Here is a 24,177-nt window from a genome sequence, read left to right as displayed (position 1 = left end):
GCAGCTCTTCAACAGCTGCAGCCATACTGACTGTGCTTAGTATGACATTTACGGTTAGCGGCTTATGCAGAAATGAACATTTCCTTTTAGTACTTGTCGGCAACAGCCCCAAGCACCGCGCCGCGGATATAACTTTGTCCTTGCAGGCTGGCCAGTCCGGAAGCTGTACCTGTAACAACCACGCCAAGAATACGGACATCACTAGCATCCGGCGCAGCTTTATCTTTTTTCAAATTTTCAATAATTTGCTTATATTCTTCATAGTATCTGTCCTTGCGCGACAACCCGCTTTGAACGGAGTCGACAAAGTCCTCAGGCGTTATTTTATCGTAGTCGGGGCGGTTTCCGAAGCCGTATACCCCATAACCTGACATTGGCAAAGGGTAGCTTGTTCCTCCGTTTCCGTCATCGCGGGATTCAAACTGAAATCCTATACGTTCACCATACGTATCAACCCAATACCATACCGGTCGTACACCCGCCGGCAGCATGTCTCGGACCTCTTCAAACGAATAGGATTGATCGAATGACAGCGACATTTCCGCAAGCTTCCCGGGCTCCATTTCACTAAGCAGCGATAGGTCATTAAAGATCTTCCCGTTATAATCCACTTCAGGAATATAGTACAGCATTTCACGCTGGCCATTGTAAGGATTATACTGTCTGCCGTATTCATAACCGGCTTGCTCCAGCTCGTGATCGCTGACTGTCAGAGCCGATGTCCCTCCGTATGCGCCTGTAGTGAATGGAAACCACCATTCATTGTAGTTCGTCCATTCTTGATCCCAGGGTATAGGGACACCCTCAATGATTTTGTAGGTGTTCGTTTCCAGCACGCCGGATAAAAATCCGCGGGTATCTTTATACCCTGATTCATATTCGTTAGGACTGCTGATCATCCTGTACATCCATTCGCTCGTCAGGGTCTCTAAGGATCTGTGATTCACCATCTGGGCAGCACCAAAAAATATGGCGGTTAATGTCACAAGCACTACGGCCAGCGAAATTAAAATGCTGCGTACCGTACTTTTGCGTTTTGCCCTTTTCAAGACCTGTGACAGCTGCTTGTCCTCTTCTTCATTCCATGGGGCCATCAATGTGCCTCACCTCCGTAAAATTGTTGAAACTGTTGTCTTGCCCGGTATAGCGACGCTTTAACCGTTCCTTCAGTGATTCCCAGCAATGCTGCGATTTCCTTGTAAGATAAACCCAGCTCGTATTTGAGCAGAATCAGCTGGCGGTTTGCCGGAATCATCCGGCTTAGCGTCTGCTCAATCTGTTCCTTTTGCTCACGCTGCAACAGCTGCGACTCCGGCTGCTCCTTATCGGGCGCTGACTGCTCCTCTGCCTCCATGGTGTACTGAAACCGTTTATGTCTGCGGCACAAATCATAATAGCGGTTAATCGCAACCTTATAGAGCCAGGCGCTGAAATTACGCTCTTCAATCCCGCTTATATACTGCAGTGCCTTGCAGACCGTATCCTGTACAATATCCTCCGCATCTTCAGGCGCTGCGCCCAGGCGGATCAGATATCTGCGGATCTCGGCCATCTTGGACCCCAGCAGCTGTTCCTTAAGCTTAGCCCCCATTATGCACCTCCCTGGCAGTATAACGATTGAACGAAGGAAATGTTGTCTCTTGCCGTAAAAAAATAACAAAAACCCCTCCTCCCCAGGAAACCGTCCAATATTTCCGGGAGAGAAGGGGCTCTTGCGCCCTGCTTATTTAAATAGAAGCTCTCTTCTTAAACTTCCATAATAATCGGCAAAATCATTGGTCTGCGGCGTGTCTGTTCATACAGGAAACGGCCGAGCGAATCTTTGACGCTGGTCTTGAGGGAAGCCCACTCATTAACCTTCTCGCTCATCAGACGCTGCAGCGTGCTGGATACAATACGGTTGGCTTCGTCCAGCAGTCCTTCGGACTCACGGACATATACAAAGCCGCGGGAAATGATATCCGGCCCGGAGACAATCGCTCCGTTCTGTTTGCTCAGTGTAACGACGACTACGAGGATACCGTCTTGGGACAGCAGTTTGCGGTCGCGGAGTACGATGTTGCCTACGTCACCCACACCCAGACCGTCGATCAGTACGTTGCCTGCAGTAACCTTACCAGCTCTGCGGGCTCCACCGCCCTGAATTTCAATCACTTCACCAATCTCGGTGATGAAGATGTTGCTTGGATCCACGCCGACGGATTCTGCCAGAAGCGCATGTCTGCGCTGCATCCGGAATTCACCGTGGATTGGAATGAAGTACTTCGGCTTCATCAGGTTAAGCATCAGCTTGAGCTCTTCCTGGCTGCCGTGACCGGATACGTGAACCCCGGAGTTCGAGCCGCTGTAGATTACATTGGCGCCGAGACGGAACAATTCATCAATGGTACGGCCGACATACTTCTCGTTCCCCGGAACCGGAGTGGCCGCAATAATAACGGTATCTCCCGGCAGGATATCCACCTTGCGGTGGCTGGAGCGGGCCATGCGGGTAAGTGCCGACATCGGCTCACCCTGGCTGCCTGTGCAGAGCACCACAACGCGGTTGGCGGCCATGCGGTTCATTTCCTCCGGCTCAATCAGCATGCCATCTGGTACATGCAGATATCCAAGCTCGGAAGCAATGGCAACTACATTAACCATACTGCGTCCGATAACAGTGATCTTGCGGCCTGTCGATTCAGCAGCATTAACCACCTGCTGAATACGGTGCACGTTAGAGGCGAAAGTCGCCACTACTACGCGCTGGTCGGCTTTGCGGAAAATATCCTCCAGCACGATGCCGACATTTTTCTCCGAAGGGGTAAAGCCCGGCTTCTCAGCATTGGTACTGTCAGACATAAGGGCTAGTACACCCTTCTGGCCGATTTCCGCCATCCGGTGCAGGTTCGCATATTGGCCATTGACTGGTGTATGGTCAAATTTGAAGTCCCCTGTATGAACGACATTACCTTCCGGGGTCTCAATGCATACGCCTACGGAATCCGGAATACTGTGATTGGTTCTGAAGAAGGTCACCTGCAGGGAAGTTCCCAGATCGATAACAGAATCTTCGTTAATCAGGATGCGCTTCGTTTCGCCAAGCAGGTTGGCTTCCTTCAGCTTGTTCTCGACCAGGCCGAGCGTAAGTCTTGTTCCGTATACCGGAACATTCAGGTTCTTGAGCACATAAGGCAGACCGCCGATGTGATCTTCGTGTCCGTGAGTGAGGACGATCCCTCTAACCTTATCACGGTTCTCCGTCAGGTATGAGATGTCTGGGATAACAATATCAATACCGAGCATGTCCTCTTCCGGGAATTTAAGTCCTGCATCCACGACCACAATGTCGTTAGCATATTGGACTACATACATGTTTTTTCCGATTTCTCCGACTCCGCCCAAAGCGAAAATCATTAGCTTATCGTTGTTGTTATTTTTTTTGGACAAATGAATCTAACCCTCCTATGATGTTGGACGTCACCCTTTTATTGGCAAATCATTAAGCTTCATATTTCAGCGGCGCTGAACACATTGTTCAAATTGCCGATAGCTTCCATAAAGAACAGGGATATTCCGCTTAAGTCTAACCATATCTGCTGTGCAATGCGAAAAATCCCGAAACCGAGAAGTGAGTAGCTTCTTGAACCGGATAATATCCGTCAAAGATCAATGCTGCGCTCCTCGCGCAAAAAAACGACAGCAATAGCACAGACTTATAGAAGGACCTACCCTGTCTCACAATGTAAAAAAACATTGACGGAAGATTACCGCATATTTAATTAACCGCACCCAGTCACTTAAGAACATTATACATGATTTTTTTGGCAAAAGACAAGTCATCCGCTATGTAAGCTTATTCTTTCCTTAGAATACAGGCATTATTTACAGAAAAGGTGCATCAACCAGCCCATATAAAATGCCGAATTTCATTAAAAAAAACCGGCTCCCGTTAATGGGATGCCGGTTTCAGTTAGCAACGATTCAGTGTCGGATCAAGGCTAATTCAGCAGCGCTTTGATAAAAGCAGCCTCGGCTTCATTCGGGCCGACCAGCGGAAGCCGGACCGAACCGACGTCGATTCCGCGCAGCGACAAGGCATACTTGACTGCGGCCGGATTCGGCAGCGGCTGCGGACATTCAAAAAGACCCTTGAACACAGGGAACAGCTGACGGTGCAGGTCTCCTGCCCGCTTCACATTTCCGGTCAGGTATGCCTGAATCATGTCTGACATCTGGGAGCCGATAATATGTCCCGCCACACTGATAATTCCGTGCCCGCCGACCGCAAGGGTAGCCAAACCTGCAGAATCATCGCCTGTGTAGACATGAAAATCTTCAGGGCATGCCGTAGCAATCAGTGTAATCTGGTCCACGGAGGCACATTCTTTGGTGGCGACAATATTCGGAATCTCCGCAAGCCGCAGTGTCGTTGCCGCACTCATGCTCACCCCTGTTCGTCCGGGAACATTATAAAGGATACAAGGCAAAGAGGTGCTGCCGGCAATCGCCGAGAAATGCTGATACAGCCCTTCCTGGTTCGGTTTGTTGTAGTAAGGAACGACCAGCAGAACACCGTCAACGCCGATCTTTTCTGCTTCCTTCGTAAGATGTATGGAATGTCTCGTGCTGTTGGTGCCGGTTCCGGCGATAATTTTACAGCGTCCATCTGCTTTATTCAGGACAAAGGAAAACAGCTTCAGCTTCTCCTCATCGGTCAGGGTAGGCGATTCTCCCGTCGTCCCGCAGACCACCAGCGCTTCGGATTTCTGTTCTTCGATCAAATAATCGACCAGCCGGGAAGTTCCTTCCCAGTTGATTTCTCCATCCCCGTCAAAGGGGGTTACCATCGCAGTGATCAGTCTACCGAAATCCACTTTGAATTCCTCCTTGTCAGCGGTGCAATTCAAATTTGGCATGCAGCGCACGCAGCGACTGCACCATATCTTCCTTTTTCACAAGAACCCAGATGGTAGTATTCGAATCCGCCGACTGTAAAATCTGAATATTCTGCGAGCTGAGCGCCTCCACGATCCGGGCCATAATCCCCGGCACACCGTTAATTCCGCCCCCGATTACGGAGACCTTGGCGCAGCCGGATAAGCTCTTGGGACGGAGCCCCAGCTCCTGCAGCGCAGCGATAGCCCGCTCGGATTTGTCGTCATTGACGGTATACAGCGCCTCTGTAGGCGTTACGTTAATAAAGTCAACGCTGATGCCGTTGTCGGCCATGCTTTTAAAAATCTGCAGCTGTACGCCTGTACCGTTGCCGTCCGGGCATTCAACAGAAATCTGTGTAATGTTGCTCACGTAGGCTATCCCTGTTACAAACCGGTCAACAATGCCGTTGGATACATCATTAAACCCTTCGGGATGGGTAACCAGCGTGCCTTCCGATTCGGAAAAGGTAGAGCGTACACGTACCGGAATATTGGCCTGCATGGCAATTTCCACGGCACGCGGGTGAATAACCTTAGCCCCCTGGTAAGCCATGTTGCAGATTTCGGTATAGCTGACATAACTAAGAGGCTTGGCATCCTCGACAATCCGCGGATCAGCAGTCAGGATTCCGTCCACATCGGTATAAATATCGACCATATCTGCACGGAGGGCAGCTCCGAGCGCAGTTGCCGAAGTATCACTTCCGCCTCTGCCAAGGGTCGTGAAATCCCCGGCTTCGGTCTGACCCTGGAACCCGGTTACTATTACTACTTTATGCTCGCGCAGTTCACGTAGAATCCGTTCGGTGCGGACATCGAGAATTCTTGCATTTCCGTAATTACTGTCAGTCAAAAAGCCCGCTTGTGCCCCCGTCAGCACAGTAGCGCGAATGCCCTGTTCCTCCAGCAGCCCGCACAGCGTAGCTGCCGAGATGATCTCTCCGCAGCACATCAGCAGATCCTTCTCGCGGTCAGGCAGCGCGTTGCCGTTCTGTACCGCCCAGTCCAGCAGGGTGTCGGTAGCATAAGGCTCGCCTTTGCGGCCCATTGCAGATACAACGATTACAAGATTGAATCCGCTTGCCAGCTCCCGTTTGACATGGCTGATGACATGCTCTCTTGCTGCCGGTGTCGAAAGTGAAGTCCCTCCGAATTTTTGCACTAGAATACCCATCGTATAATTCCTCCATTACTTCTCTAAACAAGCTAAAAAAGTGCTGAACCGCCCCCAGCATGAGGACGGCGCAAGTAAGGCTTATAAATCAATTCAGGTCTGCTTATTGCAGGCCTTCATGCTATGCTGAATGAAACCGTTCGATAATCATCGGCTGCAGCTGTTTGCCCTGCAGAGCGGCGTAGCAGGCTTCAGGAATGAGCTCCATGCGTGCTACAAGCGAATTGGGCTTGCCCTCAGGGTTATCCTGGCCGAACGGCACAAAATAAATATGTTTGGCTACCAGAAGCTTCGCAATATTCGCCGCGTTCAGACCCAGTCCGTCATTTGTCGAAATGGCCAGCACAAGCGGACGGCCGTTGCGCATCTGCGATTTGGCAGCCATCAGGACAGGGCTGTCAGTCATGGCGTTAGCCAGCTTGCTCGTCGTATTGCCTGTGCAGGGAGCTATTGTCAGCACATCGAGCAGCTTGGATGGACCCAGCGGTTCCGCATCAACAATTGTAGAAATGATATCATTCCCCGTTATATCTTTCAACTGTTTTAGCCAATTTTCCGATGTGCCGAACCGGGTGTCCGTATTCAACACGGATGCGGAAACAATCGGCACCACTTTCGCTCCCCCGTCCATAAACCGCTGAATCTGCGGCATCACCTCCGCAAAGGTGCAGTGTGAGCCGGTAATCGCATAACCTACTGTTTTTCCGTGCCAATCCATTTATTGGTCCCCCTTCGTTAGAATCTCCTCCGAGATCGACTGTACCAGCGCATTGCCCATAATCATCCCGGCGCTTTTCGGGGCGACAATCCCGGGCAACCCGGGTGCAAGCATCGCCTTGATGCCTCGCTTCTCCGCATACCGGAAGTCGCATCCGCCCGGAGCTGAAGCCAGGTCAATAATGACGCTACTCTTGGGAACACGGGAAAGAATCTGTGCTGTAATAATCATGCTTGGTATCGTATTAAAAATCAGATCGGTATCGCCCACCTGTGTTAGCAGCTCCCCGGTCATAAACGGCTTCCAGCCCATCTCCTCCGCCCGGGCATAATGATCCTGCTTCCTTACACCCACCTTGACTGTGGAGCCGAGCCCCTGAAGTGCCCTTGCCATAGTAAAGCCGGTGCGTCCCATCCCAAGCACCATGGAAGTGGAGCCGTGAATGGTAAAATCGGTATTCTGAATGGCCATGACCAGCGCACCTTCCGCTGTCGGAATCGAGTTATAGATCGCCACATCATCCCGGTTCAGCAGCTCTATAAGCTTAAGCTTATGTCTTGCGCACAGGCTGCGCAGATAGCCCTTGGCCATTCCGGTGTATACTGTACATCCTTCCGGCAGCGCGGCAGCATGCTCCTCCAGCAGCTGCAGACGGCCGGATGAAAACAGCGCATTGATATTTCCTTCCTCGTCACAGCCCACCGTAGGCAGTACCAGCACATCCGCATTGCCGAGCAGCTCAGGCGACAGCTGTTCCAGGTTCACCCCCGGGCTAGGGGCCTCCCATTTCTCGAATCCGGCGGCACTGACCACCGCATCCATTTCCACACACTTTCGAATCACTTCAAGCTGTCTCGCGTCCCCGCCCAGGAACACGATCCTGATGCCAGTAAGCATAGGGATGACGCTCCTTTCCACATACACTATCGACTATAAAGCATCTTATGCCGGGGCTCGCGGATGGGTGAAAAGTGGAGAATAATTCCTGGGCGGTCCACATAAATCACAGAAAATGATCCAAAATCATTTGTTGATGCATGACGGGCATACGGTTTTATATTGGGAGCAGGAGAACCTGAAGTTCCTTAATCTTCCTTTGTTTTGGACTAGTGACGGACTGGTGGTTAATAATAACCGGGGCAATCTGCATACCGGTGATATTGTTACAGCTATCGGGGACGCAGCATTAATGATCTGGAACAGGAGCTCGTGTAATGCAGGAAAAAAGTATTAGACTAGAGTTGTTGATCTAGCGTGGTTTTTGAATCGAAGAATGGGCAGCTTTTGTAAAATAAGTTTCAGACTGAAGCGTTAATATAAAGAGCGGCAGCCAAGGACAAGAAAATAAAGTCCTAGACTGCCGCTGCTGTCATTCATCTATCGTTCTCCAATAGTGGAATGTTATCAGGCGTTATATTATAAAAATTGCTATATCATCGTTTCTCTCCTGATTTTGTTCATATAGCCTCTCATCCATTTTCCTCGCTTTGATTGTACCTGTATCTGCTTTGCTCTGCAACGTACATGGCTGCAGCGCCCGCAAGAACGACTGGCGCCCATACCACATCCATTATGCCGGAGGGGTCAAGCCCGTCGTGATCGCGATGCGGTTCCAGGCGTTGATCGTGATGATGGCCATCAGCAGCTCACTGATTTCCTGCTCGCTGAAGTGGCGGGCTGCTTCTTCGTACACGTCGTCGGGAACGTGATTAGAGGCGACCAGGGTCACGGCTTCCGTCAACGCCAGCGCTGCGCGCTCTTGCTATGTGAAGTAAGTTGTTTCGCGCCAAGCATTAAGCGTGTAGATGCGAACCTCCGTTTCGCCCAGCTTGCGGGCGTCGGTTGCGTGAATATGGAGACAGAAGGCGCATCTGTTGAGTTGTGAAGCGCGAATTTTGACAAGCTCCTTCAGGTTTTTATCGAGACTTGCGCCGTCCAGAAATTTTTCGAGACCGGTTCTAGCTTAATCGGCCAACGGCTACGGATTTATGCCATAGAATCAGGCAGCTGTCGTCCTCGCCGGGGACGGGGTGCCTATTCTGCCCGTTTCAACGAACAAAGGCAACCGATCGTGTAGTCGGTTGCCTTCATGTCGTGGTGCTAACGTTCCCCTCAAGCATATTAATTTAGCCCTTGTCGCATCTTATGTCACAAATGCTATAGCAGAATTGTCTTAAATAAAAATAGATAAAGGAGGCAATAACAAATGAAGATTTTAGTTGCTGGAGCAAGTGGCGTCATCGGGAGGTTACTCATTCCGATGCTAGTACAGAAGGGACATGAAGTGGTTGGGTTAATACGCAACCCGGAGCATGCAGAAAGTTTAAAGAATGCTGGGGCTTCATTCGTCCAAGCGGATGTATATGATCGCAAGAATCTGTTCAGCGTACTTGCCGAAACTTCCCCAGAGGTGGTCATTCACCAGCTGACTTCGCTGCAGGCTATGGATCCATCCGCCAATGCAAGAATTCGCGTGGAAGGAACGAGAAACTTAGTGGATGCTTCGCTCGCCGCTGGCGTTCGCCGGATGATCGCACAAAGCATCACAATGACCTATGCGCCCGGAGAAGGGCCGGCAACGGAGGATTGCCCACTAGACTTTGAGGCTCCGGAACCGCAACTCACAAGCGTGAACGGTGTTCATGCACTGGAAACCACCGCTGCGGAAATGCTGGAGCATGTCATTCTTAGATATGGCGTGCTGTACGGTGAAGGGACCTGGTACGATTCGAACGGATTGTTCGCAGAGCAAGCTCGGCTTGGGAACTTGCCTGCTACTGACGGCGTCACTTCTTTTGTGCATACAGAAGACGCCGCATTTGCAGCTGTTTTGGCACTGGAATGGCCCACAGGAACATATAACATTGTGGATAGCGATCCAGCAGCGGGTACCGAATGGGTGCCTGTCTATGCGAAAGCCCTTAACGCTCCTGAACCCATGGCAATACCAGGAAGCGTGAGAGGAGAACGTGGAGCGCTTAATGCAAAAGCACTTCGTTATGGCTGGAGTCCGCGGTTCGCTTCATGGCGTGAAGGTTTTGCTCAGACGCTTCATTAAGCGGCAGCTGTAGAATAAACAATTGAATCTGTTCAAGAATGCGGAGATTTCTGATCTCCGCTTTTCCATTCAAATAATAACAACTGACAGAAGAAGCAATAATTATCGGAAGTATAGCCCCTTAATGCTCCTACTGACCTCGAGTATCACAGAAGCATTTTTACCGTGACCTGATATTTCCGGGTATTCTCGCAGGTATTCTTCAATAAGGTTAAGGCGCGGGGCTTACAGCATGTGGCAGCGGATCTGCGGAGTAACGGGGGCGGTGACTCGTCCGTTATTGAGGAATTTCTGTCCTGTACGGATGTTGAATCCTACTACACTTACGGTGCTATTGTCCGCTACTCCCCGCAGGTTAAGGCAGCCTACGATGCAGATCAGGATGATGGAGTAGTGCGGTCGCCAAGGCAGCTAATCAAGAACGTCAGGAAGACAGACTCTCCATACATGGGCAAGCTGTACCTGCTGACCTCTCCCCAGACGTTCAGCTCAGCCGACATGTTCGCTGTCACTGTCCAGGATAACGGCCTTGGCCGGATTATCGGTGAAGCAACAGGCAACCAGCCGTCGTCTTACGGTGATATCCTTACCTTCCAGCTTCCTGCCTCAGGCATCCATTTTCAGGTTTCGTTTAAAAAATTCATCCGGTCCGCACCGGAACGTGATCCAGCCGATTCCCTGCATCCGGACATTGAAGCCTACATTACAGCCAACGAGATCATCGAACGGCAGGATGCCCAGCTGAAGAAGCTGCGTGAGGTTGTACGGGCCGGCCCGAAAATGAATAGCAGTGGCAAATAAAGGCCCTACAGCAAGAAAAAAGCTTGCAGACAGCCCGCCCAAGAGGCGGTTTATCTGCAAGCTTTTAAATGTGCAATAAATCCTTACTTCCCGGTGTGGCCGAAGCCGCCGGCGCCGCGCACCGTTTCAGACAGCTCTTCCACTTCCACCAGTGTTACTGCCGGAACAGCCTGGAACACCATCTGGGCAATCCGCTCATTGCGGGCAATGGCAAAGGGCTCCTGCCCCAGGTTGATCAGCAGCACCTTGATCTCACCGCGGTAATCGGCATCGATGGTTCCCGGGGTGTTCAGGCAGGTAATGCCGTGCTTGAAGGCCAGCCCGCTGCGCGGCCGGATCTGTGCCTCCAGCCCGTCTGGCATGGCCAGAGCAATACCGGTAGGGATCAGGGCACGCTCGCCGGGAGCAAGCACTACAGGCTCTGCCACTGAGGCATGCAGGTCAAAGCCTGATGCCTGCTCCGACATTTTGCGCGGGAGCTGCACATCCTCATTTCCCGGAAGCTTGTTAATTTGAACGTGATAAGACAAGGTCATCTCTCCTAACATTGGCAATCGCTTTATCTGTTGAGCCGACCATCGCCAGTGCGAGAGGTTCAGCAAACATGTGGTCCAGCAGCCGGTTTACATCGTCCATCGTTACCCGGCTGATTTTGTCAATCATATCGTCCAGTGTATCATGTCTTCCCAGCATCAGCTCGTTTTTACCAATCCGGTTCATCCGGCTGCTGGTGCTTTCGAGGCTGAGGATCAGGCTGCCCTTGAGCTGCTCCTTGCCTTTTCTCAGCTCATCCTCGCTGATGCCCTTCACAGCCAGCTCCTGCATCATTTCCTTGATCAGCTGCGTAACTTCCTTCGTCTGCTTGGGAGCCGTTCCCGCATACACGGTGAACAGGCCGCTGTCTACCTGGGAGCTGTGGTACGAATACACGGAATAAGCAAGTCCGCGTTTCTCGCGGATCTCCTGGAACAGGCGTGAGCTCATTCCGCCGCCGACCGTATTATTAAGCAGCACCATCGGGTACTGCAGCGGTCCGCCGCTCTGTACACCCGGCAGGGAAATACAGATATGGTTCTGCTCGGTTTTTTTGCGGTGGAACAGCAGTCCGCCCTGATAATCAGGCGATGTAAGCTCCGGGGCCTGGCCATGATTGTCAAATGCGCCGAAATGGCGCTCCAGCAGCTCAGTCAGGCCATCATCAATGTTCCCGGCTACGCTGATTACTGTATTTTCGATCGTATACTGCTCTTTCATGTAAGCCCGCAGATCATCCGGCGTCATCTCAAGCAGGCGTTCCTTCAGCCCGAGAATCGAGTAAGCAAGCGGATGCTCCCCGTAAGCGGCAGCACACATCAGGTCATGCACCAGATCATCCGGTGTGTCCTCGCACATGGCGATTTCTTCGAGAATGACGTTTTTTTCCTTGGCCAGCTCTTCGGCGTCCATCTTTGAGCGGAAAAACATATCTGACAGCACATCCACCGCTATCGGCAGATGCTCATCCAGCACTTTTGCATAATAGCATGTATATTCCTTCGAGGTAAATGCATTGACGTTGCCGCCAATCGCATCAAACTGCTCGGCAATATCCTTGGCGCTAAAGCGGTCGGTGCCTTTAAAGAGCATATGTTCAATGAAATGGGAAATACCGTTGTTCAAGGGATTTTCATTGCGGGAACCGGTTCTGACCCAGATTCCAAAGGAAACGGACCGGCCGGTCGGGATTTTCTCCGTCACCACCCGCAGGCCGTTCGATAACACTATTTTTTCCAATTGTACGTCCTCCTGGCATAGCCCTGTTTCTGTTCTGTCCAAAATCTTAAGCGAATTTAATCCTACCAGAAAATAACGGCTCACTCAACATCAGAGGGTAAAAGCCGTTCTGCTGACAAGGTCTCGCTGACGGTTCCGAGCTTAAGTCCTTTTGCCTTAACCGCCCGGATCATCCCTTTAAGCGCCCTGGATGACGAGGCTGTCGGATGCATTAGCACCAGTGTACCCGGCTCCGCCTTCGCACTGATTTTGGCTACAACAGCTTCAGGTGCCGGGTTGCGCCAGTCTACCGTATCCAGGGTCCAGAGCACCGTCTTCAGCCCGAGCGCTGCAGCAATCTCCACGGTCTCCTGGTCAAAATCTCCAGACGGTGGAGCAAACCACTGATTGGTTACCCCCAGGCTCTCTTTTAACAAAAGCTGTGTCTTCTGGATCTCGGCGGTTGCCCTTGCCCTGCTTAAAGTGCTCATATTCGGATGGGTGTAAGCATGATTCTCCATCTCATGCCCGCGCTTCAGCATTTCAGCCGCAAGCTCCTTGTTCTTGCTCAGCCAGGTGCCGTCCAGAAAAAAGGTCACCTTTACCTGTTCCTCATCCAGAATATCAAGCATCGGCTTGATATACTCATTGCCCCAGGCCACATTAATCATGAAGGCTACCATCGGCTTGGCCGGATTGCCGCGGAAGATCGGATGAGCGCCCAGGTCATTTAAAGAAACCTTGGGCTGCGTCTGGCGGTAGACCAGCTTTAGTCCTTCTCCCGGCCCCTGCAGCAGGGTGTTCCGGTAACTCGCTTCCACATCCACCTCAAGGCCGTTATAGCCCGGAATAGCCTTCCAGACACGGTCTACAGTGGCATCCACCGGCGGGGTATTCAGTTCAGCTGCTTTTTGCTCCACCTGGGCCCGCAGATCTTTACGGCCCTTCTCTCCAGGCAATACGGCCGTTACCGCAAGAGCATCCTGCGGCTTAAGCTGCGCCAGCATCTCCTTTACCGGACCGTTGGTACTGCCTATTCCGATTACAACAGCTATACAGGCCAGCACAAGCGCCGCCTTGTCCGTTTTCATGCAACTGTCCTCCCCGGCTAGATACGGTCTACATCGTCCCGCATAGCACACACAGGACGCTTTGTCCCAGCCTATGATTGACAGAAATGAAATATGACACTTCAACTTTAAAGTAACCGGCTTCAGGAGCAAACCTGCAGGAACGTTAAAAAAGAGCCAGAATGCATAAGCTTCTGTCTCTTCTTCATACATATTCCTTATAGACCGGTATGGGAAGGCTTAGGCCTTCGCACCGCTCTCAGCAGTCAATACCGCCTTGCGTGACAGGTTAACACGGCCCTGCTGGTCGATTTCGGTTACTTTAACGGTGATGGTATCACCGATGGCAACAACGTCTTCAACCTTGGCTACGCGCTCTGTGGACAGCTGGGAAATATGAACCAGGCCGTCTTTGCCGGGAATCAGTTCCACAAACGCACCAAACTTCTCAATACGGCGGACTGTACCTACATAGATTTCGCCAACCTGAACTTCCTTCACGATACCTTCGATAATACCGCGGGCTTTCTGAATCATCGCCTCATCGGAGGAACCGATAAATACGCGTCCATCCTGCTCAATATCGATCTTCACGCCGGTTTCTTCAATGATCTTGTTGATGATCTTGCCGCCGGCACCGATAACATCACGGATCTTGTCCGGATTGATATTGATGATGATGATCTTAGGCGCATATTTGGACAGGTTAGGTCTTGGCGCAGAAATCGCTTCATTCATTTTGTCCAGGATGAACAGACGTCCTTCTCTGGCTTGGTCCAAAGCTTCCTTCAGGATTTTGCGGTCAATACCGGCAATTTTGATATCCATCTGGATTGCAGTTACGCCTTCAGCAGTACCTGCTACCTTGAAGTCCATATCACCGAGGTGATCTTCCATACCCTGGATGTCAGTCAGAATGGAGACATGCTCTCCGTCTTTGATCAGACCCATCGCTACCCCGGCTACAGGAGCCTTGATAGGTACGCCTGCATCCATCATCGCCAGGATACTGGCGCAGATGCTTGCCTGGGAAGTCGAACCGTTGGATTCAATAGCTTCCGATACCAGACGAATGGTGTACGGGAATTCCGTTTCACTAGGGATAACCTTGGACAGGGCGCGTTCACCCAATGCTCCGTGACCGATCTCGCGGCGGCCCGGTGCTCTCAGCGGACGGGCTTCCCCTACGCTGAACGGCGGGAAGTTGTAATGATGCATGAAGCGTTTGGTTTCAGCCGGATCGATTCCATCCAGAATCTGCACGTCACCAAGCGCACCAAGTGTACATACGCTGAGGATTTGTGTCTGTCCGCGTGTAAAGAGTCCGGAACCGTGTGTACGCGGCAGCAATGCCGTATCACATTCGATCGGACGGATCTCATCCAGCTTGCGGCCATCCGGACGCACTTTGTCATGCGTAATCAGGCGGCGCACTTCATCCTTGACGATATCATGCAGCACTTCCTTGACATCCTTCAGCAGCTCAGGTGTTTCTATGTATTTCTCAACGAAATACTCCACTGTTTCGCTGTTGATCTGATCGATTGCGTCCTGGCGCGCGTGCTTCTCGGCGATTTTAACAGCTTCCACCAGACGGTCTCCGGCATAAGCACGAACCTCAGTATTCACGTCAGCATTTACCGCATGCAGCTTCACGGCCATCTTTTCTTTACCGGCAACAGCTACCAGCTCTTCAATAACGGCTACGATCTTGCGGATTTCTTCATGCCCGAACATGATGGCTTCCAGCATCACATCCTCCGGCACTTCATTTGCTTCTGCTTCAACCATCATAATGGCGTCTTTTGTTCCGGCAACCACGACATAAATATCGCTGGCTTCCTGCTGGGCAACGTCAGGATTGATGACGAATTCGCCATTGATCCGGCCGACAGCCACTCCGCCAATAGGTCCGTCAAACGGCACATCGGAAATACTCAGTGCAGCAGAGGTACCGATCATTGCCGCGATATCCGGCGCACAGTCCTGATCCACACTCATTACCATGTTCAATACCTGAACATCGTTACGGAACCCTTCCGGGAACAAAGGACGAATCGGACGGTCCGTCAAACGGCTGGACAGAATCGCTTTCTCGCTTGGTCTGCCTTCGCGCTTGATGAATCCGCCCGGAATTTTACCTACTGCATATAGTCTTTCTTCATAGTTCACTGTAAGCGGGAAAAAATCCAGATCTTTAGGCTCACTGGAGGCAGTAACCGTACACAATACTGCAGTATCTCCGTAGCGGACCATAACAGCGGCATTTGCCTGTTTGGCAAGACGCCCGGTTTCCAGCACAAGGCGTCTTCCGCCAAGCTGCATCTCAACACGTTGTTCCATAAAATCCCTCCTTGATGGGTAATTTTCTGCGGTTCATTCTACAAGCAAAAACGGCTTGTCCTCCATAAAGGTAAAATAGCCGTTTCTGCGAATCATATCCTTTTTGAAAACTGGAAAAATCTCCGTAAATTTTCAAAAAGCAACCCGGCTGTCCCGTTGTCGATCGTAAGAAGGACATACGGTATACAACCAGGCTGCTTTAAGGTTACTCTTATGGAAATTAGCGACGCAATCCCAGTTTTTCGATCAGGGCGCTGTAACGTTGGATATCCTTATTCTTCAAATAAGCCAACAGTTTACGACGTTGTCCAACCATCTTCAGCAGTCCGCGGCGGGAATGGTGATCCTTCTTGTGCGTACGCAAGTGGTCAGTCAAATTAACGATATTCTCCGTAAGGATAGCAACTTGCACCTCAGGGGATCCTGTATCGGATTCGTGAGTTTTGTGCTCGTCGATCAATTGGTGTTTACGTTCTTGAGTCAATGCCATCCTGTTCACCTCCTTCATTATAATCGCCAGTAGCCTCGTCGCCGTCGGTGAGAACGTGCAACCAAGCTAAGGTTATGATGCTGTCATTCCAGCAACGTTAATCAGTATAGCATCTTCGGAGACAAAAGTAAACGCATGTCCGCAGAAGATTATGAAGAATAACCCAGCAGCTCTTTTGCCGTACCGGCATCCTGTGCAATCTGCGAGATCAGCGCATCAATCGACTCGAACTTCCGTTCAGGCCGGATGAACGCCTGAAGCTCAACCTTAAGCTCCTGCCCGTAAATATCATCAGCAAAATCGAACAGATGCACTTCAAAGCTCGGCGCTGTCATTCCTTCATGGAAGGTAGGCTTGACACCGACATTCATGACACCATACAGGATTTCATTCTTATAGAAAACCTTAACGGCATAAACGCCTTTGGCCGGAATGACATAACGGTCCTCAAGCTGAAGGTTCGCTGTCGGGAAACCGATCGTACGCCCCCGCTTCTCACCATGTCCAACCGTTCCGCGCAGATGATAGCAGCGGCCGAACCAGCTGTTCGCCAGGGCCAGATCCCCGCTGTGCAGGCTTCTCCGGATTCCTGAGCTGCTCACCTTCTCCCCTTCAAGCAGGAAAGGCGGAACCGTCTCGACCCCCATTGCTCCCTGCCCCAGTTCACGAAGCATATCCGCATCCCCTTCGCCCAGATAACCGAATCGGAAATCAAATCCGACCACGGCCGTTATAATCTGCAGCGGCAGCAGCATTACAGATACAAAATCCTGCGGGCTGACCCGGGAAAGATGCTCATTAAATTCTATTATATACAAAATATCGACGCCCATACCGGCCAGGATTTTCTGCTTGTCCTTAGGCGGGGTCAAATATCCATCATAATCGCCTTTGCCCATAACATCCTTGGGATGGGGATGAAAGGTCATCACTGCAGCCGGAACGCCTTGTCTGCGGGCCAGGGCAACAGCGGATGTAATGACGCTGGCATGTCCGCGGTGCAGCCCGTCGAACTGTCCCAGGGCAGCTACTTGCGGCTGAGCCCATGAAGCTGCGGTCTCCGGCGGTATTGGATAGCTTAAGGTTACGGTTCTCACGCTGTTTCTCACCTACAATTCACAAATAAATTAATAATTAGCGCTGTGCGAATACCTTGACCGGAGCAATGGCTCCCGCATCGTCGAGCTTGTAAATGCCGAGGAACTCACCTGCACCGTCATACAGCCGGAAATCGCCGCTCTCCTTCACCTCAGGCGCTACATAACGGATGGAGAGACGCTGCCCCTGCAGGGCGGCCCCTTTCTTCTCATCAGCCACCGTATGCCGGGGCAAATTGGAGATGGCTTCATCAGCTGCAATCAGATGCTGCTGAAGCGTACCTGCTTCCTTATATTCCGCGATCTGTTCCAGCGTCAGGCAGTGGCTGGCAGAGATTCCGGCAGACATCGTACGTGTAAGCTGCGCCATGACACCGGGTATTCCTAGCGCACGGCCGATATCCACGCAAAGCGTACGGATATAGGTACCCTTCGAGCAAAGCACGCGGAAGGTAATATCGGGATATTTGCCGTTCCAGACCATATCCGTCATTTCTATCTCATAGATTTCCACTTCACGGCTCTTGCGCTCCACGGTCTTGCCTTCCCGGGCAAGCTCATAAAGCCGTTTGCCGTCGACCTTGACCGCCGAGTACATAGGCGGCACCTGAGAAATAACTCCTTTGAACGATTCCAGTACAGCCAGCACCTCAGCCTCGGTTACCCGGACCTCATCCACCGATTCCGTAATCGTTCCAGTCATATCCTCGGTATCGCTCGACAGGCCCAGACGCAGTGTGGCTACATATTCCTTGGGAAGCTCTTGTATGTACTCCACCACCCGGGTAGCCCGTCCAAGACACAGCGGGAGCACCCCGGTCACTTGAGGATCAAGTGTCCCGGTGTGGCCGATCCGCTTCATGCCAAGAATACGCCGGGCTTTGGCGACCACATCATGTGAGGTAAAACCTGCAGGCTTAAAGACTGCGAGTACACCTGTAAGCTCACTCATAGATGGCGTCTGACCTCCTGAAGCACCAGCGCAACCGCTTCGTCCAGTGTCCCGTCGATACGCGCTCCTGCTGCCCGGGTATGTCCGCCTCCGCCGAATACCTGGGCCAGTGCAGCAACGTCCACCTTGCCGGCTGAACGCAGGCTGGCTTTGACCGCATGTTCATCAATCACCTTGAACAGAATGCCAACCTCTACCCCGCGGATGTTACGCGGATAATTGACGATACCTTCCAGATCTTCATTAGCTGCACCGCAATCGATCATATCCTGCGGGGTAACATACAGCCAGGCAATATCTCCTTCCGGCGACAGCTGCAGGGTATTAAGCGCCCGGTTCAGCACCTTTACCTGTGCAAGCGTCATCTCCTCCAGCAGGTTCTCCGCCAGTTCAGGGCCGTTTACACCCATTGCCAGCAGCTCCGAAACGGCCGCCATAACCTTTGGTGAAGTATTCGTGTAGCGGAAGCCGCCCGTATCTGTCAGCAGTCCGGTATAAATGGCTGTAGCAATATCAAGGTCCCATTCCACCTGAAACGTCTTCAGCAGGTCGAACAAAATTTCTGCAGTCGCAGCAGCATCCGGCTTAATCAGCGTAACGAGGCCATAACCGTTATTGGTTGGATGATGATCAATATTCACGATGCGCGCATCGCTGGCAAAGTAACGCTGGGTCAGGCCCACGCGCTGAAAATCTGCACAATCGACGCAAATGATATTGCTGTATTGGCGGGGGAGCTCACCGTCCGCCAGATTCACGATTTCACCGGCATGCCATAAATATTCCATCCGCTTAGGAATCGGACCTTCATTCAGCATAGTGTATTTTTTGCCCAGACATGAGAGAAGCCAGCCCACCGCAAGGGTGGAGCTGACTGCATCTCCGTCCGGCTGAACATGCGACACTACAAGATAATCGTCGTGTTCCAGCAGAAACTCACGGGTCTGCTGGAGACTTTGTTCATAGCTCTGCATTCGCCGTCTCCTTTATGTTTCCTAGCTTTCTTCGTGCTTGATCTCGCCGAGCAGCTTCTCGATATGACTTCCATAAGCAACGGATTCATCAATCTTGAAGATCAGCTCCGGCGTGTGGCGCAGGCGGATCGCCTTGCCAAGCTCAGAGCGGAGAAAGCCATTGGCTTTCTCAATCGCTTTGAGCGAGGCATTCTGCTGCTCCGCATCGCCGAACACGCTCAGGTATACTTTGGCCTGCGACAGATCGTTCGTCACGTCTACGCCGGTTACGGTAACAAAGCCTACCCGCGGATCCTTCAATCCGCTCTGGATAAGCTGGCTCAGCTCTTTCTTAATCTGCTCGCCAACCCGTCCTGCTCTGATTTTAGACATTTGTATTCACCTCTTCGCTTAGCGCTCTACCTTTTCCATGATGAACGCTTCGATAACGTCCCCCTCTTGGAGGTCATTATAGCGTTCCAAAGTTATGCCGCATTCATAACCCTGCGCCACTTCTTTTGCATCATCCTTGAAGCGCTTCAAGGTATCAATCTTGCCTTCGAAGACAACAATTCCGCCGCGGATCAGGCGCATTTCGGCATTGCGGGTAATTTTGCCGTCTGTAACCATACACCCAGCAACACTGCCCACTTTGCTGATTTTGAAGACGTTGCGCACTTCGGCATGACCGATAATATTTTCTTTGAAGACCGGATCGAGCATGCCCTTCATGGCACTTTCGATTTCTTCAATTACGTTGTAAATGATGTTGTGCAGGCGCACATCAACCTTCTCCTGCTCTGCAGCAGCTTTGGTCTGTGCGTCCGGACGTACGTTGAAGCCGATTACGATGGCATTGGATGCTGCAGCCAGCGTAATATCAGATTCTGTAATCGCACCGGCACCGCTGTGAATAATCTTCACGCGTACGCCTTCAACCTCAATCTTCGCCAGAGAGCTCTTGAGTGCCTCAACCGAACCCTGCACGTCACCCTTGATGATTACGTTCAGGTCTTTGATCTCGCCATCCTTGATGTGCTTGAACAGGTCATCCAGTGTAACACGGGTATTTGTGTTCAGCTCAGACTGGCGCTGGGTTGTGGAACGTCTGTCGGCAATTGCACGGGCTTTGCGCTCATCTTCGAAGGCCATGAACGGATCGCCCGCCTGCGGCACTTCAGTCAGACCGGTAATTTCCACCGGAGTCGAAGGTCCCGCTTCCTTAATTTTGCGTCCCTTGTCATTCACCATGGCGCGGACACGGCCGAAGCAGTTACCTGCTACAAAAGCGTCTCCGACCTTCAGTGTACCGTTCTGCACGAGAATACGGGCAACCGGTCCGCGGTTCTTATCAAGCTCGGCTTCTATTACTGTACCGCGTGCCCGTTTGTCCGGGTTCGCTTTGTACTCGTTAACTTCGGCAACGAGCAGGATCATTTCCAGCAGCTCTTCCAGGTTAATGCGCTGTTTGGCGGACAGGTTAACGAAGATGGTGTCTCCGCCCCACTCTTCCGGTACCAGCTCATAATTGGTAAGCTCCTGCTTCACGCGGTCTGGATCTGCACCCGGTTTATCAATCTTGTTAACAGCAACAATGATCGGCAGACCGGCAGCCTTCGCGTGGTTGATTGCTTCTACCGTCTGCGGCATAACGCCGTCATCGGCAGCTACAACGATAATGGTCATATCAGTGACCTGTGCACCGCGGGCACGCATGGCGGTAAACGCTTCGTGACCCGGAGTATCCAGGAACGTAATTTTCTTGTGGTTGATTTCCACTTGGTACGCACCGATGTGCTGCGTAATCCCGCCGGCTTCGCCGCCGGTTACGTTCGTTGAACGGATCGCATCCAGCAATGTTGTTTTACCATGGTCAACGTGACCCATGATCGTAACAACCGGCGGACGGGTCTGCAGATCCTCTTCGGAATCGTTCTCCTCCACGGTTTCGAAGCTGTCTTCGTCCACAGGGATCTTCACTTCAACTTCTACGCCGAATTCACCCGACAGGAGCAGGATGGTGTCGATATCAAGCTCCTGGTTAATAGTTGCCATTACACCCATCAGGATCAGCTTCTTGATGACTTCAGAAGCATCCTTATGCAGCAGCTTGGCTGTTTCACCGACAGTCATATTACCGCGGACGATAATCTTCTTCGGTGTGTTGTCAATCTTCTCACGGTGTACGACCGGCTGGTTTCTGCCGCCGCGGTTGTTCTTGCCGCCGCGGTTGTTGCGGAAATTACCGCCGCCTTTACCGTCTTCAAAACGCTTCTGGCCGCCGTTGTTGTTGGGTCTGCCGCCGGATGTGTTCTTCTTCGGACCTCTGTCTCCGCCGCGGGAGAAATCACCGCCGCCTTGTCCTTGCGGACGGCTGTCTGTGCGCGGAGCGCTGCTCTGCGGACGGTCGCCGGTACGCGGAGCACCGCCGCCTTGTCCTTGCGGACGGCTGCCTGCGCTGCCGCCTTGCGGACGGTTGCCGCCGCTGCTGCCCTGCGGACGGTTGCCGCCGGTTGAGCTGCCTTGCGGGCGGTTGCCGCCGGAGCCGCCTTGCGGACGGCTGCCGCCGGTCGAGCTGCCCTGCGGGCGGTTGCCGCCGGCCGAGCTGCCTTGCGGGCGGTTGCCGCCAGTGGAGCTGCCTTGCGGACGGTTGCCGCCAGTCGAGCTGCCTTGCGGGCGGGAATTCTGGGTGGAGCCTGAGTTGCTTCTGCGGGAATCTTGTCCGCTTTGGGGCCTAGGTGACGTTGTCGATTGGTTGTTGTTTTGGTTACTGTTCATACCTACCTGCTTTTCCGGTTGATTTTTGTTGGCATTCTGAGCACTCTGGGGTTCGGCGGTTACCGTAACGGCTGATGCCGGACGGCTGCTGGTGCCGGTGTCCCGCTTGGCTGCAGCGTTTGACTTGATATCCTTAAAGAACTGCTCCACTTTGTTTACGGAGCCGTCCTCCATCACACTCATATGATTATTCACAGGAACATTCAAACGCTTCAGAATTGTAATAATTTCTTTACTGCTCATATTCAGTGATTTCGCGTATTCATACACGCGCAGTTTATCCTTATTGTCTTCTTTAGTCAATAACTCCACCTCCGACAGTATCTCCAAGCGTTCTGGAGATCATTTCCGCGAATCCTTTATCCGTAACGGCCAGCACAACGCGCTGGTCCTTACCAATACTTGCACCGAGTTCATCCCGGTGAAATGCGATTACTAGTGGAATATCGTAGGTTCCGCACTTATCGCGAAACTTTTTTTGGGTATTATCTGAAGCGTCACCTGCCAGGACGACCAGCTTCGCCTCTGAAGACCGCACTGCCTTGAGTACAGCCTCGTCTCCGGTGACAATCTTGCCTGCTCTCATCGCAAGCCCTAAATAAGAAAGGGTTTTACTCATTGTCCTCACTATCCTTTGCTGCTAGAAATTCTTCCTCTACGGATGCAAAATCCCTGGCCAGCTGGGCATAGATTTCAGGACTCACCTGACACTTTAATGCACGGTCAAGCGCTTTGTTTTTTTGTGCCAGTTTAAAGCATTCCAGTTTACCGCAGATGTAAGCCCCGCGCCCTGATTTCTTCCCGGTCAGATCGATCATCACTTCGCCGTCCGGAGTCCGGACTACGCGGATCAGTTCTTTCTTGGGCATCATTTCCTGGCTGGCAACACATTTGCGCAGCGGAACCTTCTTTTGCTTCATTCTAATCGCCCCCCGTCAGTCAACAGCCAAATTAATCGATGGAGACGGAATCCTGATGCATTTCATCGCTAAACGTTTTCGGTCTGCCGTACTCCTGCTCCGCTTGCGTCTCGCTCTTGATATCAATTTTCCAGCCGGTCAACTTGGCGGCAAGGCGGGCGTTCTGGCCCTTGATGCCGATAGCCAGCGACAGCTGATAGTCAGGCACGATAACGCGGGCCATTTTCTCAGCTTCAAAGACTTGAACTTCAAGCACCTTGGACGGGCTGAGCGCATTGGCTACATATTCCTGTACCGCGTCAGAGTAACGCACGATGTCGATCTTCTCGCCGCGCAGCTCTGTCACGATAGTCTGGACACGCGTACCTCTAGGGCCTACGCAGGAGCCGACCGGATCAACCTCTTCATTGCGCGAATATACGGCAATCTTGGAGCGGAAGCCTGCTTCGCGGGCAACGGAACGAATTTCAACGACTCCGTCAAAAATTTCCGGCACTTCCAGCTCGAACAGACGCTTGAGCAGGCCGGGGTGGCTGCGTGACAGCATAATCTGAGGCCCCTTGGTCGTGTTCTCCACCTTAGTGATATACGCCTTGATCCGCTCGCTCTGCTTAAACTTCTCACCAGGCATCAGCTCGCTGAGCGGAAGCACAGCTTCGATTTTGCCTAGATCGACGTAGATGTTGCGCATATCCTGGCGCTGAACCAGACCGGTAACAATATCATCTTCCTTATCAATAAAAGCATTATAGATAAGTCCGCGCTCCGCTTCACGGATACGCTGGGTTACGACCTGCTTCGCAGTCTGCGCGGCAATGCGTCCAAAATCGCGCGGTGTTACTTCAAGCTCGGCGACATCTTCCAGCTGGAAATGCGGGTTAATTTCTCTTGCGGCAGGCAAGGAAATTTCAGTTCTGGCGTCGAGAACCTCCTCGACTACCATCTTGCGCGCAAACACTTTAATAACACCTGTGTTACGGTTCATATCCACGCGCACGTTCTGCGCCGCATTGAAGTTGCGTTTATAGCTGGAGATCAGCGCAGCTTCGATGGCTTCAAACAGCACATCCTTGCTGATGCCTTTCTCCCTTTCCAGTTCATTCATAGCTTCAATAAAATCCATACTCATGAAATTCCGGTCCCCCTTTCAAA

General features: G+C 52.0%; 21 protein-coding genes and 2 pseudogenes. 2 read left to right on the top strand and 21 right to left on the bottom strand.

Translation table 11 applies throughout. The features are described 5' to 3' along the window. Window positions 1-86: 86 nt before the first annotated feature. The 8 genes and pseudogenes from BLR64_RS07470 to BLR64_RS07430 all read right to left on the bottom strand — a co-directional run. Window positions 87-1,094 (bottom strand): anti-sigma factor, encoded by a 1,008-nt coding sequence (locus tag BLR64_RS07470; RefSeq protein WP_090713525.1) that lies wholly within the window; start codon window positions 1,092-1,094, stop codon window positions 87-89. Further along, complete coding sequence (locus BLR64_RS07465; protein WP_090713524.1) at window positions 1,094-1,591, bottom strand: RNA polymerase sigma factor; 498 nt, start codon at window positions 1,589-1,591, stop codon at window positions 1,094-1,096. Before BLR64_RS07465 ends, BLR64_RS07470 begins: the two co-directional genes overlap by 1 nt. 155 nt (window positions 1,592-1,746) lie before the next feature. Next, window positions 1,747-3,396, bottom strand: a complete 1,650-nt coding sequence (locus BLR64_RS07460; protein ID WP_376744604.1) for a ribonuclease J — start codon at window positions 3,394-3,396, stop codon at window positions 1,747-1,749. Window positions 3,397-3,980: 584 nt separating this feature from the next. Beyond that, entirely contained in the window at window positions 3,981-4,856 is an 876-nt protein-coding gene (dapA, locus tag BLR64_RS07455; RefSeq protein WP_090713523.1) for a 4-hydroxy-tetrahydrodipicolinate synthase, read from the bottom strand. 16 nt (window positions 4,857-4,872) lie between these two features. Continuing rightward, entirely contained in the window at window positions 4,873-6,093 is a 1,221-nt protein-coding gene (dapG, locus tag BLR64_RS07450; RefSeq protein WP_090713522.1) for an aspartate kinase, read from the bottom strand. Window positions 6,094-6,214: 121 nt separating this feature from the next. After that, on the bottom strand, window positions 6,215-6,811 hold the full coding sequence (locus tag BLR64_RS07445) for a dipicolinate synthase subunit B (protein WP_068723941.1): 597 nt from the start codon (window positions 6,809-6,811) through the stop codon (window positions 6,215-6,217). Next, window positions 6,812-7,708, bottom strand: coding sequence for a dipicolinate synthase subunit DpsA (gene dpsA / locus BLR64_RS07440; protein WP_090713521.1), 897 nt, complete (start codon window positions 7,706-7,708; stop codon window positions 6,812-6,814). A gap of 673 nt (window positions 7,709-8,381) precedes the next feature. After that, a pseudogene (locus tag BLR64_RS07430) lies at window positions 8,382-8,774 on the bottom strand (carboxymuconolactone decarboxylase family protein); the annotation flags it as partial. 243 nt (window positions 8,775-9,017) lie between these two features. Between BLR64_RS07430 and BLR64_RS07425 the strand changes: the two are divergent. Together BLR64_RS07425 and BLR64_RS07420 are read left to right on the top strand one after the other, a co-directional pair. Next, window positions 9,018-9,869, top strand: a complete 852-nt coding sequence (locus BLR64_RS07425; protein WP_090713519.1) for an NAD-dependent epimerase/dehydratase family protein — start codon at window positions 9,018-9,020, stop codon at window positions 9,867-9,869. Between the two features lie 210 nt (window positions 9,870-10,079). Continuing rightward, window positions 10,080-10,670 (top strand): annotated as a pseudogene (locus BLR64_RS07420) (S41 family peptidase); the annotation flags it as partial. 83 nt (window positions 10,671-10,753) lie between these two features. On the opposite strand, the gene dut reads toward BLR64_RS07420, so the two are convergent. The 13 genes from dut to nusA form a co-directional block, all read right to left on the bottom strand. After that, window positions 10,754-11,206: a dUTP diphosphatase gene (dut, locus tag BLR64_RS07415; RefSeq protein ID WP_090713517.1), complete on the bottom strand. Its 453-nt coding sequence runs from the start codon at window positions 11,204-11,206 to the stop codon at window positions 10,754-10,756. Then, entirely contained in the window at window positions 11,178-12,443 is a 1,266-nt protein-coding gene (locus BLR64_RS07410; protein ID WP_090713516.1) for a M16 family metallopeptidase, read from the bottom strand. Before BLR64_RS07410 ends, dut begins: the two co-directional genes overlap by 29 nt. Window positions 12,444-12,523: 80 nt before the next feature. After that, window positions 12,524-13,513: a polysaccharide deacetylase family protein gene (locus BLR64_RS07405; RefSeq protein WP_090713515.1), complete on the bottom strand. Its 990-nt coding sequence runs from the start codon at window positions 13,511-13,513 to the stop codon at window positions 12,524-12,526. A 219-nt stretch (window positions 13,514-13,732) separates the two neighbouring features. Further along, complete coding sequence (pnp, locus tag BLR64_RS07400) at window positions 13,733-15,835, bottom strand: polyribonucleotide nucleotidyltransferase (protein WP_090713514.1); 2,103 nt, start codon at window positions 15,833-15,835, stop codon at window positions 13,733-13,735. A 220-nt stretch (window positions 15,836-16,055) separates the two neighbouring features. Further along, window positions 16,056-16,325: a 30S ribosomal protein S15 gene (gene rpsO, locus BLR64_RS07395; RefSeq protein WP_068723950.1), complete on the bottom strand. Its 270-nt coding sequence runs from the start codon at window positions 16,323-16,325 to the stop codon at window positions 16,056-16,058. Between the two features lie 149 nt (window positions 16,326-16,474). Beyond that, window positions 16,475-17,422: a bifunctional riboflavin kinase/FAD synthetase gene (locus tag BLR64_RS07390; RefSeq protein WP_090713513.1), complete on the bottom strand. Its 948-nt coding sequence runs from the start codon at window positions 17,420-17,422 to the stop codon at window positions 16,475-16,477. 37 nt (window positions 17,423-17,459) lie between these two features. Further along, entirely contained in the window at window positions 17,460-18,374 is a 915-nt protein-coding gene (gene truB / locus BLR64_RS07385; RefSeq protein WP_090713512.1) for a tRNA pseudouridine(55) synthase TruB, read from the bottom strand. Beyond that, window positions 18,371-19,348 (bottom strand): DHH family phosphoesterase, encoded by a 978-nt coding sequence (locus tag BLR64_RS07380; protein ID WP_090713511.1) that lies wholly within the window; start codon window positions 19,346-19,348, stop codon window positions 18,371-18,373. Before BLR64_RS07380 ends, truB begins: the two co-directional genes overlap by 4 nt. 21 nt (window positions 19,349-19,369) lie before the next feature. Continuing rightward, window positions 19,370-19,720, bottom strand: coding sequence for a 30S ribosome-binding factor RbfA (rbfA, locus tag BLR64_RS07375; protein ID WP_090713510.1), 351 nt, complete (start codon window positions 19,718-19,720; stop codon window positions 19,370-19,372). A gap of 18 nt (window positions 19,721-19,738) precedes the next feature. Further along, window positions 19,739-22,408, bottom strand: a complete 2,670-nt coding sequence (gene infB, locus BLR64_RS07370) for a translation initiation factor IF-2 (RefSeq protein WP_090713665.1) — start codon at window positions 22,406-22,408, stop codon at window positions 19,739-19,741. Then, complete coding sequence (locus tag BLR64_RS30235; RefSeq protein WP_036724725.1) at window positions 22,401-22,724, bottom strand: YlxQ family RNA-binding protein; 324 nt, start codon at window positions 22,722-22,724, stop codon at window positions 22,401-22,403. The genes infB and BLR64_RS30235 overlap by 8 nt, the downstream gene beginning before the upstream one ends. After that, the gene (gene rnpM / locus BLR64_RS07365) at window positions 22,717-23,025 is read right to left on the bottom strand and encodes an RNase P modulator RnpM (protein ID WP_042177492.1); all 309 of its coding nucleotides are present in this window, start codon (window positions 23,023-23,025) and stop codon (window positions 22,717-22,719) included. The genes BLR64_RS30235 and rnpM overlap by 8 nt, the downstream gene beginning before the upstream one ends. Window positions 23,026-23,056: 31 nt before the next feature. After that, window positions 23,057-24,154 carry a transcription termination factor NusA gene (gene nusA / locus BLR64_RS07360; protein ID WP_090713509.1) on the bottom strand — a complete coding sequence of 366 codons (1,098 nt, stop codon included), beginning with the start codon at window positions 24,152-24,154 and terminating at the stop codon, window positions 23,057-23,059. Window positions 24,155-24,177: the final 23 nt, after the last annotated feature.

Source organism: Paenibacillus typhae (assembly GCF_900099765.1).
In the GTDB taxonomy this organism is placed as follows: domain Bacteria; phylum Bacillota; class Bacilli; order Paenibacillales; family Paenibacillaceae; genus Paenibacillus_AQ; species Paenibacillus_AQ typhae.
Note: the sequence above shows the minus strand (reverse complement) of the source record. Positions and strands in the feature narration are given on the sequence as shown.

Bases quoted from the DNA above. Each gene is read 5' to 3' on its own strand.
- BLR64_RS07470 (WP_090713525.1), bottom strand. From the start codon at position 1,094: ATGGCCCCATGGAATGAAGAAGAGGACAAGCAGCTGTCACAGGTCTTG.
- BLR64_RS07465 (WP_090713524.1), bottom strand. From the start codon at position 1,591: ATGGGGGCTAAGCTTAAGGAACAGCTGCTGGGGTCCAAGATGGCCGAG.
- BLR64_RS07460 (WP_376744604.1), bottom strand. From the start codon at position 3,396: ATGATTTTCGCTTTGGGCGGAGTCGGAGAAATCGGAAAAAACATGTAT.
- dapG (WP_090713522.1), bottom strand. From the start codon at position 6,093: ATGGGTATTCTAGTGCAAAAATTCGGAGGGACTTCACTTTCGACACCG.
- BLR64_RS07445 (WP_068723941.1), bottom strand. From the start codon at position 6,811: ATGGATTGGCACGGAAAAACAGTAGGTTATGCGATTACCGGCTCACAC.
- dpsA (WP_090713521.1), bottom strand. From the start codon at position 7,708: ATGCTTACTGGCATCAGGATCGTGTTCCTGGGCGGGGACGCGAGACAG.
- BLR64_RS07425 (WP_090713519.1), top strand. From the start codon at position 9,018: ATGAAGATTTTAGTTGCTGGAGCAAGTGGCGTCATCGGGAGGTTACTC.
- dut (WP_090713517.1), bottom strand. From the start codon at position 11,206: ATGACCTTGTCTTATCACGTTCAAATTAACAAGCTTCCGGGAAATGAG.
- BLR64_RS07405 (WP_090713515.1), bottom strand. From the start codon at position 13,513: ATGAAAACGGACAAGGCGGCGCTTGTGCTGGCCTGTATAGCTGTTGTA.
- pnp (WP_090713514.1), bottom strand. From the start codon at position 15,835: ATGGAACAACGTGTTGAGATGCAGCTTGGCGGAAGACGCCTTGTGCTG.
- rpsO (WP_068723950.1), bottom strand. From the start codon at position 16,325: ATGGCATTGACTCAAGAACGTAAACACCAATTGATCGACGAGCACAAA.
- truB (WP_090713512.1), bottom strand. From the start codon at position 18,374: ATGAGTGAGCTTACAGGTGTACTCGCAGTCTTTAAGCCTGCAGGTTTT.
- BLR64_RS07380 (WP_090713511.1), bottom strand. From the start codon at position 19,348: ATGCAGAGCTATGAACAAAGTCTCCAGCAGACCCGTGAGTTTCTGCTG.
- rbfA (WP_090713510.1), bottom strand. From the start codon at position 19,720: ATGTCTAAAATCAGAGCAGGACGGGTTGGCGAGCAGATTAAGAAAGAG.
- BLR64_RS30235 (WP_036724725.1), bottom strand. From the start codon at position 22,724: ATGAGTAAAACCCTTTCTTATTTAGGGCTTGCGATGAGAGCAGGCAAG.
- rnpM (WP_042177492.1), bottom strand. From the start codon at position 23,025: ATGAAGCAAAAGAAGGTTCCGCTGCGCAAATGTGTTGCCAGCCAGGAA.
- nusA (WP_090713509.1), bottom strand. From the start codon at position 24,154: ATGAGTATGGATTTTATTGAAGCTATGAATGAACTGGAAAGGGAGAAA.